The sequence below is a fragment of the Domibacillus sp. 8LH genome (genome assembly GCF_038806185.1).
In the GTDB taxonomy this organism is placed as follows: Bacteria; Bacillota; Bacilli; order Bacillales; family Domibacillaceae; genus Domibacillus; species Domibacillus indicus_A.
The window spans coordinates 131780-145711 of the sequence record NZ_JAVJNG010000007.1 but is presented as its reverse complement, the minus strand read 5'-3'; the positions used below and the strand labels follow the sequence as shown (position 1 = coordinate 145711).

At 44.2% G+C, this 13932-nt stretch carries 10 protein-coding genes; 2 read left to right on the top strand and 8 right to left on the bottom strand.

Features of this window, described 5'->3' with window-relative positions:
• Window positions 1-549: 549 nt before the first annotated feature.
• Both RG959_RS11565 and RG959_RS11560 read right to left on the bottom strand, forming a co-directional pair.
• The gene (locus RG959_RS11565) at window positions 550-3186 is read right to left on the bottom strand and encodes a cation-translocating P-type ATPase (protein WP_342797235.1); all 2637 of its coding nucleotides are present in this window, start codon (window positions 3184-3186) and stop codon (window positions 550-552) included.
• A 61-nt stretch (window positions 3187-3247) separates the two neighbouring features.
• Window positions 3248-4117, bottom strand: a complete 870-nt coding sequence (locus RG959_RS11560) for a LysR family transcriptional regulator (RefSeq protein WP_342797234.1) — start codon at window positions 4115-4117, stop codon at window positions 3248-3250.
• Window positions 4118-4218: 101 nt separating this feature from the next.
• Here RG959_RS11560 and RG959_RS11555 point away from each other — a divergent pair, with 101 nt between their 5' ends.
• On the top strand, window positions 4219-4959 hold the full coding sequence (locus RG959_RS11555) for a class I SAM-dependent methyltransferase (RefSeq protein WP_342797233.1): 741 nt from the start codon (window positions 4219-4221) through the stop codon (window positions 4957-4959).
• Between the two features lie 47 nt (window positions 4960-5006).
• On the opposite strand, the gene mmsB is transcribed toward RG959_RS11555, so the two are convergent.
• Genes mmsB through chvE form a run of 3 tightly spaced genes read right to left on the bottom strand, consistent with a single transcriptional unit; the run spans window position 5007 to window position 8842 of the window.
• Window positions 5007-6152: a multiple monosaccharide ABC transporter permease gene (mmsB, locus tag RG959_RS11550; RefSeq protein WP_342797241.1), complete on the bottom strand. Its 1146-nt coding sequence runs from the start codon at window positions 6150-6152 to the stop codon at window positions 5007-5009.
• Between the two features lie 60 nt (window positions 6153-6212).
• Window positions 6213-7748, bottom strand: a complete 1536-nt coding sequence (gene mmsA / locus RG959_RS11545; protein WP_342797232.1) for a multiple monosaccharide ABC transporter ATP-binding protein — start codon at window positions 7746-7748, stop codon at window positions 6213-6215.
• A complete protein-coding gene (gene chvE, locus RG959_RS11540) occupies window positions 7745-8842 on the bottom strand; it encodes a multiple monosaccharide ABC transporter substrate-binding protein (RefSeq protein ID WP_342797231.1) in 1098 nt (365 codons plus the stop codon). Before chvE ends, mmsA begins: the two co-directional genes overlap by 4 nt.
• A gap of 407 nt (window positions 8843-9249) precedes the next feature.
• On the opposite strand from chvE, the gene RG959_RS11535 reads away from it, so the two are divergent.
• A complete protein-coding gene (locus RG959_RS11535) occupies window positions 9250-9558 on the top strand; it encodes a hypothetical protein (RefSeq protein ID WP_342797230.1) in 309 nt (102 codons plus the stop codon).
• A gap of 345 nt (window positions 9559-9903) precedes the next feature.
• On the opposite strand, the gene RG959_RS11530 is transcribed toward RG959_RS11535, so the two are convergent.
• From RG959_RS11530 to RG959_RS11520, 3 genes are read right to left on the bottom strand one after another with little or no spacing between them, the layout of a single operon-like run.
• Entirely contained in the window at window positions 9904-11091 is a 1188-nt protein-coding gene (locus RG959_RS11530; RefSeq protein WP_342797229.1) for a response regulator, read from the bottom strand.
• 11 nt (window positions 11092-11102) lie between these two features.
• On the bottom strand, window positions 11103-12887 hold the full coding sequence (locus RG959_RS11525; RefSeq protein WP_342797228.1) for a histidine kinase: 1785 nt from the start codon (window positions 12885-12887) through the stop codon (window positions 11103-11105).
• 18 nt (window positions 12888-12905) lie between these two features.
• The gene (locus RG959_RS11520) at window positions 12906-13865 is read right to left on the bottom strand and encodes a substrate-binding domain-containing protein (RefSeq protein ID WP_342797227.1); all 960 of its coding nucleotides are present in this window, start codon (window positions 13863-13865) and stop codon (window positions 12906-12908) included.
• Between the last annotated feature and the right edge of the window lie 67 nt (window positions 13866-13932).

Here is a 13932-nt window from a genome sequence, read left to right as displayed (position 1 = left end):
ATGTATTAGGCACGCCGCCAGCGTTCGTCCTGAGCCAGGATCAAACTCTCCAAAAAAGTTTGACTTGCTCATTTGTTCCCATTAAAACACGGGGTGTTTTTAATGGGAGATAAAAATTTAAAACGTTGACGTTTTTATTGATTTTGTTCAGTTTTCAATGTTCAATTCGTTCACGCCATCTTTGCGACAGCTATAACATCATATCATTAAGCTCTTTTGTTTGTCAACAACTTTTCCAAAAAAGTTTATTAACCTTTTTTATGTTCCTCTCATTTTAACTAGAAGAACTTCTCAATGACAGGCTTTATTCTATCGCATTTCTCAAAAGCAAGTCAACTTCTTTTTAAAGCAAAATGATTGGTGATCTTCACTTTAATTCAGTTGTGTTTTCGCTTGATGTCTTAGCGACGTTTAATAATATAGCATCTCTTATTCTATATGGTCAATACATTTTTCGAGAAAAATATAAAAAATTCTTTTCACCTTTTCTCACATCTCTATCCCGCTTATACAGAAAGCCCCGGTCGTGTGTTGGACCGAGGCTTTCCTTTAGGATTTTTTATTTTGGATAAGCTTGATTACTTCCATAAGCACAACCGCTGCTAAGGCAAGTCCTGCAGCAACGAGCCACTCATCCCAGCCAAACGAAGGCGGAATCGAAAAAATGTTTCGTATGCCTGGCAGCACCGTTAATCCATACAGTAAAAAACAAACACTTACGGCACCAAGAATATATTTATTACTGAAAAATCCTATTCCAAATACTGTTTGTGTATTGGAACGGGCTGCAAAAGTTTGAAGCGTCCGGGCCAAGATCAATGTAGTAAAGGCCATAGCGATACCCATTTCTGCCGACGTCTGCACCCCCATGTAATGAGAGACAATAACCGCGATTCCAATCAGCAGCCCCCGGGTGACTACCGCTCTTAGCGTTCCTCCAGAAAAGATGCCTTCGTTTATATCGCGCGGCTTTCGTTTCATAACCCCCGGTTCTTCCTTTTCCATTCCAAGCGCCAACGCTGGAAGTGAGTCATTAATCAAGTTGATAAATAAGAGCTGCAGCGCTGTAAATGGGTTCGGAAGATTAAAAAATACTGCGAATAAAATAGCGATGATTGCGCCGAGGTTTCCAGCAAACAAATAACTAATCGCTTTTTTAATATTGTCAAACACCGTACGTCCAACGCCGACGGCATTCACAATCGAAACAAAGTTATCATCTGCGAGCACCATAGCGGCTGAATCCTTTGCTACATCCGTCCCGCTTCCCATCGCAATGCCGATATCCGCTTGTTTTAAAGCAGGTGCGTCATTGACGCCATCTCCCGTCATCGCTGTAATGGCGCCTTTTCGCTGCCATGCGCGGACAATACGGATTTTATTTTCGGGCGAAACACGTGCATAAACCGAGATATTCTCCAGCTTCTCATCCAGCTCTTCGTCTGAAAGCCGATCCAGTTCCTGGCCGGTTAAAGCAATATCATTTTCATCCATTAAACCTATATCCCGCCCGATCGCCTTCGCGGTCGTTTTATGATCACCTGTAATCATAATCGTCCGGATGCCAGCACTTTTCGCTTCTTCAATAGCTCCATATACAGCTTCACGCGGCGGATCGATCATGGCGGTCAAGCCGACCAGTACCAAATCATTTTCATCCTCTGTCGTAATAGAAGTTTTTTCAGCAGAAAGCTTTTTATAGCCATATGCCAAAACACGAAGCGCATCATTTGAAAAAGCTTCATTTGCTTCTTTTACTTCGTTCAGCTTCTCTTCGGTAAGCGGCTCCTCCTTACCGTTCGTTAAAATAAAGCGGCAGCGCTTGAACATCACATCCGGGCCGCCTTTTGTAAGCATCAGCCGTTCCCCTTCAATCGTATAAACGGTTGACATAAGTTTACGGTCAGAGTCAAACGGCAGTTCCAGTTCACGCCGAAACTGATTCCGCAGCTGTTCAGGAGGTTCGTTCATCTTTTTCCCAAAATGAAGCAGAGCGGTTTCAGTCGGGTCCCCAATTTCCTGACCTTCTTTATTTACATATGAGTCATTACAAAGCAAGGCGATATAAAGAAGCATTTGCTCAGACTTGTTTCTTTTCTCATGCGCTTCCGTAAATGTCTGTCCTACTCCCGGCAGAAAGGTGTTTGTAACGGTCATTTTGTTTTGGGTGAGCGTGCCGGTTTTATCTGTACAAATCACACTCGTTGACCCGAGTGTTTCTACTGCTGGCAGCTTCCGGATAATCGCCTGCCGTTTCGCCATTTTCGTTGTTCCAACCGCCATGACGATGGTTACAATAGAAGAAAGAGCTTCAGGAATCGCAGCTACGGCAACAGCGACCGCGAACATAAATGCATTCAGCATCCCTTCTGTCGTATCTACCTGCTCATTGCCAAACCAAATGCGCAATGCCTGGGCCGCAAAAATCAAAATACATAAAACAAGAATACCGATTCCAAGCTTCTTGCTGAATTCGTCCAGCTTCCGCTGAAGCGGGGTTTGTTTAGACTCAGCAGTCGCGATCATATTAGCAATTTTTCCGATCTCTGTTTCATTGGCCGTTCCCGTTACTACAAAACGGCCGCGTCCATTTACGACCAGGGAACCGCTATGTACCATATTAAGCCGATCACCAACAGGTACTTGCTCTGTTAATGTATCCGTGCTTTTTTGGGCTGCTTCAGATTCTCCAGTCAGCATTCCTTCGTTTACCTTCAATGATTCACTGGCAATCAGTCGTCCATCTGCCGGAACATAATCACCTGCATCAAGCTGAACAACATCCCCTTTTGCCAGCTCTCTTGCGGGCACCGTTTGACTCACGCCGTCACGTATTACTTTTGCGGACGGGGCGGACATTTCACGCAGTGCATCGAGGGAGCTTTCCGCTTTTCTTGTTTGAATGACGCTGATTACGCCGTTTAACAAAAGAACAAGAAAAATAATAACGGACTCTACCGCCTCGCCAAGTACAAGCTGGATGCCGGCTGCTACAAGCAGAACAATTACCATGGCATCTTTAAACGTGGCTAAAAAAAGCTTCCAAACAGGGTCCTTTTTCTTGCCCTTAATCTCATTATAGCCATGCTCTTCGAGTCGTTTTATTGCTTCCCCGGTTGTTAATCCCTGACTGGTTGTATTCCATTCTGCGATCACATCATCTGCACTTTTGCGATAGGTTTCCAATGAGTCAACTCCTTTCTGTTATTTGGCTTTTGTTTTTTGCTTCCCTAAACATCCGTACGCATCATCCGCTTTTTCCATCTTGTACTGACAAAAGAAACTGTTTAAACAAGTCCGCTTCCTCTGTTATCGTTTTTTCAATTAAATACGTATGGGATGCTTGTTTTTCCGCAGCTTCAGACGGATAGGTGCTTAGCCTGCCCGAAACAAGCTCTTCTTTTACCATCGATTTCGGTATGTATGACACCCCAAGCCCCGCTTCAATAAATCGCTTTGTTACATCCATCTGGCTGACGGTCATGATTTTCAAGCGGGGATATTTCTTTTTCAGTTCTTTTAAAAGCTCTTCCCAGTAACCCGGATGGTTATGCGCTAGAACCCGGTAATTTTTTAAAAGAAAAGCTTCATCGATCTTTTCGGCCGCCGGCCCGGCCAGTACAACCGCTTCACTGTGAATGATGCTGACAGATGTACCGGCAAAAGCAGAAGGCATTCGTGCAAGCCCAATATCTGCCTTACCGCTCCCCACTTTTTCGCCGATTTCATAAGACTTATGAATGTCGATCTGTACATCAATTTCCGGAAAACGGGCCATAAACTGCTGAAGTACGGGGGGCAGAAAGGACGAGGCAATCTGCGGTGCGCAGGCAATCGCCAGCTTTTTTGTATATCCCTGCTTCCAGGCGTCAAACTCACTTATATTCCGATCAAATGATTCGGCGATTTTCTTTGCACGCGGGAGAAAAAACAAGCCGGCAGGTGTCAGCTTGACCGCTTTCCCATGCCGCTCAAACAAAGAGATATCCAGCCGGTCCTCCAGCCGTTGAATATGCTTTGTGACGGCCGGCTGGGAAATAAACAATTCTTCTGAGGCCTGCCGGAAATTTTCTGTTTCCGCTGCTTTTAAAAATGTTTTAATCCAATAAATATTCATACGTTCCTCCTTATTCCACTTCGTTATCTATTTTCTCATTTTTAACTAATTTTCATTATATAGGAAAACCCCTATACTAAATGAAAAGGAGTGAAGTGAATATGATTTGGAATGCACAGTTGTACGATGGAAAACACCAATTTGTCTCAAAATTTGGCGAGGATGTTGTGGACCTGCTTGCACCAAAAGCCGGTGAAGCGATTTTAGACGTTGGGTGCGGTACAGGTGATCTGGCTTTTACATTGTGTAACGAAGGAATTCATGTGGTTGGCATTGACCAGTCTGCCTCCATGATCGAAGAAGCAAAACAAAAATATCCGCACATCCCATTTTTCGTAGAAGACGCGCACAACCTCCCGTTTGTGGAAAAATTTGATGCGGTATTTTCAAACGCCGCTCTTCATTGGATGAAAAAGCCCGAACAAGTGCTGGATGGTATATTTAAGAGTTTAAAGCCGGGCGGCCGGTTTGTGGCAGAGTTTGGTGCCAAAGGAAATGTCGCTTCTATTTCCCGGGCTATTATTGGGCAAATTGATCATTATGATCATAACCAATATCCATGGTTTTTCCCTTCGATTGGGGAATACACTTCTTTAATGGAACAAGCCGGCTTTCATGTTGCGTTTGTCGAGCACTTTGAACGGCCGACCCGTCTTGAAGGTGTAGACGGGATGCGGAGTTGGATCCATATGTTTGGTGATGTGGTCATGGGCGCACAGACGCCGGAAGAAAAAGAGCGGATCATATCCGGGGCTGTAACCGAATTGACGGAAGAACGGTTTTATGAAGATCATTGGATCGCGGATTACTGGCGGATTCGTGTAGTGGGAACGAAAAAATAACCGCGATGCCCTCTTTGGGCTTCGCGGTTATTTTGCCGTTCCTCTTTTTACGCTGCTTTATTTTTATTGTAAATATCAAATGCAACTGCCGCGAGAAGCACGAGCCCTTTGATACCCTGCTGCCAGTCGATGCCGAGTCCAAGGAGGGACATCCCATTATTCATGATTCCCATCACAAGGCCGCCGATGATCGCACCCGGGACAGTTCCGATACCGCCGTACGCAGAGGCACCTCCGATAAAGCAGGCCGCAATGGCATCAAGCTCAAACAAGTTTCCGGCTTTTGGAGTAGCCGCATTTAAGCGGGCCGCAAAAATCAAGCCGGACAGCGCAGAAAGAACGCCCATGTTGACGAATACCCAAAATGTCATTTGTTTTGTTTTAATCCCCGACAGCTGTGCCGCTTTTTCATTTCCGCCAATTGCATAAATATGGCGTCCAGCTTTTGTTTTTTTCATGACATATGTGTAAACGACAATTAAAATGCCAAGCAGGATTAACACATTCGGAATGCCTTCGTAGGAAGCCAGTATGTAGGTAAACACATTCAGCAGCACAATCATGCTGACAAGCTTTAAGATAAACATTCCTTTTGGCTGTACATCAAAACGAAACTTTATTTGTGTACGGCGTGTTCTCAGCTGACTGATCACAAGCACAACAGACAACACAGCACCAATTAAAAGAGTTACTACATTTGCGGCGCTTCCATCCGGAATAAAGCCGGAGCTTATTTTTTGGAATGCCTCTGGGAATGGAGCGATTGACTTTCCTTCTAATACAATCATCGTCAAACCGCGGAACAAAAGCATGCCGGCAAGCGTCACGATAAAGGCCGGAATTTTTACATAAGCAACCCAGAAGCCCTGCCAGGCGCCAATCAAAGCACCGATCAAAAGAGAAATCACGACAGCGCCAAACGTGGACATTTCGTAATTTACCATTAAAATAGCTGAAATTGCGCCGACGAACGCAGCGATCGAACCGACAGACAAATCAATATGGCCGGTAATAATGACAAGCATCATGCCAATCGCCAAAATTAGAATGTAACTGTTTTGCAGGATTAAATTGGTGATATTCAGCGGCTGAAGAAGCAGGCCGCTTGTCAGCACCTGAAACAGCATCATAATGACAATCAATGCAAAAATCATGCTGTATTGGCGCATATTATTTTTCAAAAGCTCTTTCATCGGAGACTCTGGCTGAAGCGACGAGTAATTTCTTTGTTTTTGAGCGTGTGACTGCATCGATTATCCCCTCACCTTTCTTTTGGTCATATACATCATCAATGTTTCCTGGCTGCCCTCTTCTCTTGCGACTTCACCTGTAATCGATCCTTCATTCATGACATACACGCGATCACACATACCAAGAAGCTCCGGCAGCTCAGAGGAGATCAGCAAAATGCCTTTTCCTTCTGCGGCCAATTCATTGATAATCGAGTAGATTTCGTACTTTGCACCAACATCGATGCCACGTGTCGGCTCATCCAGAATTAAAATATCCGGCTCTGAAAAAATCCATTTGCTGAGAACAATTTTCTGCTGGTTCCCGCCACTTAAGTTGCCGGCTTTCTGCAAAACAGACGGTGTTTTAATCCGGAGCTTTTTACGATAATGCTCCGCTTCGATCTTTTCTTTGTTTTCATCAATGATGCTTCGCTTGGAAATTTTATCGAGGCTTGCGAGCGTAATATTTTGCTTAATGTCATCCATTAAGATAAGACCGTTGCCTTTCCGATCCTCCGATACATACGCCATCCCCTGCTTAATCGCACTTGTTACATTGGGAAACTGAACTTCCCGGCCGTTTTTCACAAGATGGCCGCTGATTTTTTTGCCGTATGATTTGCCGAAAATACTCATCGCCAGTTCTGTGCGTCCTGCGCCCATTAATCCGGCAACACCAACAATCTCCCCGCGCCGGATGTGGAAGCTGACATTGTCAATCATTTTCCGGTCGGCGTGCGCCGGATGATACACCGTCCAGTTTTTCACTTCAAAAACCGTTTCACCAATGTTTGGTGTGCGCTCTGGATACCGGTTTGTCAGGTCACGGCCGACCATTCCTTTAATGATTCGATCCTGGTTAACGTTATCCCGTTTCATATCGAGCGTTTCAATAGACTGCCCATCCCGAATAATCGTCATGGAGTCCGCCACCCGCTCAATTTCATTTAACTTGTGAGAAATCATAATGGCTGACATGCCGTGGTCCTTAAATTCAAGCAGTAAATTCAATAGGTTCTCACTGTCATTTTCATTTAAAGAAGCAGTCGGCTCATCTAAAATCAAAAGTTTTACATCCTTTGCGAGTGCTTTTGCAATTTCTACAAGCTGCTGCTTGCCGACACCAATATCTTCTACTTTTGTTTGCGGTGACTCTTTTAATCCGACTTTTTGCAAAAGCTCTTTTGTTCTCATCATCGTTTCATTCCAGTCAATCACGCCATTGCGGCTCAGCTCATTACCGAGGAAAATGTTTTCGGCTATCGACAAATATGGAATAAGGGCAAGCTCCTGATGAATAATGACGATGCCCCGCTCTTCACTTTGACGGATGTTTTTAAATTCGCATACTTCTCCATCCAGCAAAATGTCACCTGTGTAAGAGCCGTGCGCATAAACACCGCTGAGTACTTTCATGAGCGTAGATTTTCCTGCACCGTTCTCTCCGCACAACGCATGAATTTCACCTCTTTTAACTTGAAGGTTTACGTTGGAGAGTGCTTTAACTCCGGGAAACTCTTTTGTAATACCGCGCATTTCGAGAATGATGTCTGTCATTGTGCCACCTCTTCTTTCTGGCCAAGCTGCTCAGCCGTATAATAACCGCTGCCTACCAGCACGGAGTCATAATTGGTTTGGTCCACTGAGACAGGATTTAATAAAAACGAAGGAACGATCTTTGCGCCGTTGTCATATGTTTTTGTGTCATTTACGTCCGCCTTCTCACCATTAAGCACCGCTGTCGCCATATCCACCGCTTTTTCCGCTAATTGGCGTGTGTCTTTAAAAATGGTCTGGGTCTGCTGTCCATGAATGATCGATTTTATCGAAGCAAGCTCAGCGTCCTGGCCGGTAATAACCGGCATCGGCTTTCCGGCTGAACCATACCCGATTCCTTTCAAGGAAGAAATCACACCGATGCTGATTCCGTCATACGGGGACAGCACCGCATCGAGCCGGTCTTTCGTATAGTAAGCGCTTAACAAATTATCCATCCTTGCTTGCGCCACCGCTCCGTCCCAGCGAAGAGTCGCACCTTGATTAAATTTTGTTTGTCCACTTTTCACCACCAGCTTGCCGCTGTCGATATACGGCTGAAGAATGGACATAGCGCCGTCAAAAAAGAAATACGCGTTATTGTCATCTGGCGAACCGGCAAAAATTTCAATATTAAATGGACCTTTTCCATCTTTCAGCCCCAGTTTTTGTTCAATATACTGGCCTTGCAGGACACCGACCTGAAAGTTATCAAATGTCGCATAATAATCAATGTAGTCACTGTATTGAATCAAACGGTCATAGGCAATAATTTTAATGCCTTGCTTGTGCGCCCGCTCAAGCACTGTCGTTAAGGCTGCCTGCCCATCAATGGGCGCGACCACCAGAACGTCCACACCTTTTGTGATCATATTTTCAATTTGAGCTGTTTGGTTTTCCACAACATCTTCTGCATATTGAAGATCCGTTTTATAGCCAAGCTTTTCAAATTGCTTTTTCATATTTTCTCCATCGTTCACCCAGCGCTCTGATGATTTAGTCGGCATGGAAATACCGATATAACCTTTTTCGCTTCCACTCGTATCAATGACACCGCATGCGGATAAAAACAACATCAGCAGCAGAAGGATTGGAACCGAAAGCCACTTTCTCATTTGATGCTCCCCCTTTTGTTCCTTGTTTTCTTACCTTGACTATAGCACCGCACCTGATATGCGTCTTTTCAATAAATTACCTTCTTTTATAAAAATTCAACTTTTATAAAAACGCTTTCATAAACATATAAAAAAACTGCCTTTTTCCTTAAAAGGCAGTCAGTGTGTGGACAAAGTCTTTCGCTTTTAAAAAAGAGCCGATAAGTGGTGTGGAAGATCCATAAGCAAGGACTGACTAGACATTTTCTCTTTTTAAACAGAAGGCTCTGTTAAACACTGTTATTGATTTTCTTGTTAGGCCAACGGAGCAGACTAGTTGAAGAAGAAGTACATGCTACCTTCTGTTGATGTAATAATTAATGTTAGAATTATTATGTGAAATAAAAGTAGTCTTTGGGGGAAAATGTATGAACTCTTTTTTTAAAAAAATTATGAGCTTGTTCTTTGAAAAAGCCGAACGTAGAGTTAAACCGCTTATGTATGCACAATTAGCTATATTAATTGGTGTAATATTTTTAGAGTTTTTAGTGAGTAATAGTGTTGATAATTATTGGAGCTATTCTGCAATTAGGGATCTTATGCTCGGAACAGTAATCCTGTTAATCGGCATAGAAAATTTTGTAGTTAGAGGAAAAGAGCGTAAGGACTACTTCATTTTCTTTGTTGTTGCATTACTCTTTTATGGAATAGCTATTGATAATTTTTTCTTAAACTAACGGTTACTTAGCGAAGAAGCTGCCGATAATAAGAACTCATAAATGGGTTCTTTTGCTTTTCGTGAAATATCAACAATTATATTTAACAGAGCTAAACAGAAAAATACGATCTTATTAGCTCTGTACAATCTTGTCGCAAGCCACTTGGCGGCGGGAGGGCGGCGCAGACTCCTATGGGACTAGCGGGCAGCGGAGACCGGTGGAGCCGCCAGGCGAAGTCGGGCTCAGCGCCTGCCCCATGGAAAGCGGAGCTGCCTGGACGCCGCCGATCCATCCCCTTTATGTGCACGGTCATCCATATAATTTGCCTGCAGTCTGACTGCTTTTTTCTTAAGAGGCGGCTTGTTATCCGCTATTTTTACGATACTGATTCGGTGACATGCCCACAGCTTTTTTAAAAGCGGTGCTAAAATAATGCTGGGATTCATAGCCGACAGCTTCTGCGATATGCAAAATCGGCAGATCCGTTGTTTGAAGCAGATGAACAGCTTTATTCATTCTTTTCCCTGTTACAAGCTGGACAAAAGAAATGCCAAGCTCCTGCTTTATAATCCTGCTTAAATAAACCGGTGAGACTTGCAGGGCTTCTGCAGTAGATTCAAGTGAAAGCTCCGGATTTTCAAAATGCTCATGAATATATTCTTTTGCCCGGCGGACTACAGGGGACGCCAAGGCATCCTGGTTTGCCCGCTGCAGGCATTTTTGATAAGCAAGTGCTACATGTTCCTTAATGTTCTCCCGGTAAAACTGGCTATGTATGTTCATATATTGCTTCAACGCTTCCTCTATCTCCCAAACAAGCTTTTCTGAAAGGGAAACCCATGTAATTAACACAACATGTTCTTCGTTTGAAAACAATAAATGCTCCGTTTCTTTCAGCCAGTCTTCTGCAATATTTTTTACAGCAAACAGCATCATTCGGCGGTCGTTGTCCGTTAAAATCGGCTTGCCAGAACGGTATGCCTGACTTCGAATAATGCCAATTTCCTCCGGCACTTCAGCAGGAAGCCCAAAAAACTCCAGCTGCGCCCTGACTTCTTCCTCTTTTAACGTCTGCTCAATCCATTCCCTTCCGAATGCTTCCTTTAGTGTTAGTTCATTTTTGGTAAGCTGCGCACTCATTCTTTCTACACGGGTGGATTCTCGTTCACTTTGCTGAAGCTGGTCACGCACACGTGTAACAACTTCAAGCAGCTGCTCCGGTTTTACCGGCTTTAAAATATAGTCTGTTACATTTAAACGAAGCGCTTCCTGCGCATACGTAAACTCGTCATGCCCGGTAATAATAATGACCTTGCAGTCCGGCTTTTGTTTTTTCAAGGCGCGTATCATTTCAATTCCATTCATAATAGGCATATTTAAATCGGCGAGCACGATATGAACATCGTGCTCAAGGGCGAGTTCCAGTGCTTCTTCTCCGTCTTCCGCCAATGCCGTTACTTCCATTCCGAGTTCTGTCCAGTTAATGGACTCCTGCAGCCCTTCCCGAATCATCGGTTCATCGTCTGCAATAAGCACCTTCCAATTTTTCATAGTCCTCCCCCTTATTCTCCTGTTAAACGATGATTCAGCGGCAGCACAACCACCACTTTTGTGCCAGCACCCCGCAGGCTTTTTATTTGGATGCCGTATTGGGAACCGAATACGAGCTGAATTCTTGCCTGCACGTTCATCATGCCGTAGCCAAAATCCGTTTTCTGCATCGTTTTTTCAGTCTGGACGGATGCCAGCTTAGCGCGCATTTGTTCCAGCCTTTCTTCTGTCATGCCGGCTCCGTCATCTTCTACCGTTAACAAAAGCTGTTCGTTTTCTTCATAAGCGGAAATGTGAACATGTCCCGGTCCCCGCCTTTCTTTTATTCCGTGGTAAATCGCATTTTCCACTATCGGCTGAAGAACGAGTTTAAGCACGGATGCGTTTTCTACTTCAGAGGCCATATGGATCGTGTAATGGAGCTTATCCTTATATCGGGCTTTTTGAATGCTCAAGTAGCTTTTAATGTGTGTGATTTCATCCTGCAGAGAAATAACATCGTGCCCCTTACTCAAGCCAATCCGAAACAATGTAGACAGTGATTCCACAACCTCTGCCACATCGTATGCTTTTTGCTTTCTGGCCATCCAATTAATGGTGTCAAGCGTGTTATACAAAAAATGAGGCTTAATATGTGCCTGCAGACTGCGCAGCTCCGCTTCCCTTTTTTGTTGCTCCTGCACTTTGTTCATCATCATCAGTTTTTCGATACGCATTAACATTCGGTTTAAGCTTCTGCCCAGCATGCCAATTTCATCTCTCCGACTATCCCTGTAGCGAACCGCCAGATCACCTGCATCTACCTTTTGGATAAATGAAATAATTCGCTCGATCGGCCTTGCCATTGAGTTTGACAAGAGATAAGCAGCCGTAATAGCAATGAAAAAAATAAGAAAAATAAAGCAAACAACGAAAAAGTTAATCGTCCGCACTTCTCGAACAGATTCTTGTGTTGAAAAAACGCCGACGGTGGTCCAGTTGGTAAAGGGCTGGTTCTGATAAATAAACTGTTTCTTTTCTCCATTTATGATAGACGAAAAAGATCCGGCTTTCTTCGCCTTGAACCGCTCAACAGGAACGCCTTTAAGCAGCGAGGGCTCAGGCGAATAAATCGGCCGGCCGGCTTCATCAAGCACCATTAAGTAACCCGCTTTTCCTGTATTAATATTTCGAGCCGCTTCTGCTATCACCCGGATTTTCAAATCAATTAAAATCACACCTTTTACTTTCTTTGTGTCTGGGTCTACAATAGCCCGTACAACCGATACCACTTCCTCTTCGCTGTAATGGACGTGGCTCGTAATAGAGCGGTTTTTCGGCCGGCCGATCATTTTAAAAATCCCGGCTCCTTCAACTGCCTGCTTGTACCAGTCCTCTTTCGCAAGATCCCAATCAGGCAGAGCATATAATTCATTACTGACAGCTTCTCCCTTGCTGTTTACAGCTAAAATACCGGCTACTTCAGGATAAAGCGTTGTAAGCCTTTGCATAAATTGCCGAATTGAATACTCTCCTTCTTCCGTTCGTTTCCCATCTAAAAACGCCTCTACTTCAGGATCAAATGAAAGCAGGTAACTGACATTCTGCATATTTCCTGCATAGTACTCGATTGATTTATTGACCTGCCCAATGAGCTGAAGCGTATTTTCGGTTACTTGATCCTCAATCACACGTTCAACCGTCACGGCAATAAGCAGGCTGAGGACAATGGCAGGAATGATCGTAATAAAGAGCAGCAGCGCGACCAGCTTATGCTTAATCGGAATGTTATTCAATTTCCATTTAGTTATTTTCATGTTTATCTCTTCTTTCCTTTACCATGCATAATAGGAGGCGGCATTCTCTTTTGTAACGACTGTTACCCCTGTATTGACACGGGCAGGAATGGACGAATCCGGATCTTGATGAAGCTGGACCAAAAAGTGCAGAGACTGGTAACCCATCTCCCATGTTCCCTGGGCAATAGCCGCATCGATTTCTCCCGACTGAATCAAATCCAGCGTCGTTTTGTATGTATCAAACCCGACGATTTTCACATCCCGGCCGGCTGCCCTGGCTGCCTGTGCAATACCTGCTCCTGCATTTGCCTCTGTTGAAAAAAAGCCGCCAATATCCGGATGCTGCTTAAATAAATTTAGAACCGCCTGTCTGGCTGTTTTTTCATCCCGTCTTCCGTTTTCAACAGCGACTACCTGCATATTTGGGTAATGCTGCTTCATGGCTTCGGTAAAACCCTTTGTGCGTTCCTGCAAATTCAACTGGCCGGGTGCGGTAATGACCGCTGTTTTTCCTTTTTCGTTCATAAGAGACGCAAGCTTATGAGCCGCTTCTGCTCCTGCTTCTTTGTTATCCGTGCCTAAAAAAGAAGCTGCACCGCTTTTCGGCGCATCTGCGTCAAACAATACAACCTGAATACCGGCTTCAACAGCCTGTTTGATTGTTGGATTTAGCTTTTCTGCGTCTACTGCTGATATGGCGATGCCGGCAGGCTTACGGGCAATGACCTGCTCAAGGACTGTAATTTGTTCATAAGCGTCAACTTGTGGCGCTCCTTTATATTCAATCGAAACACCCAATTCCTCTGCTGCGTCTTCAAATCCTTTGATTGCCGGCTTCCAATAATCAATACCGGCTTGAAACGTCACCATTACATATTTCTCATCAAGCGATTCCGGTGATGAATGCTGAAGTGCTCTTTCGCTCGTTTGATAAAAATAAAAATAAAGACCGAATGCGATGATTAATACTACATAAATAGCAAGCAGCTTTTTCATTGAGCAAGCCCCTTTCGAAGGAAGCATTAACTTGTACGTATAACGTAATTTCAAGATAGCATTTTTA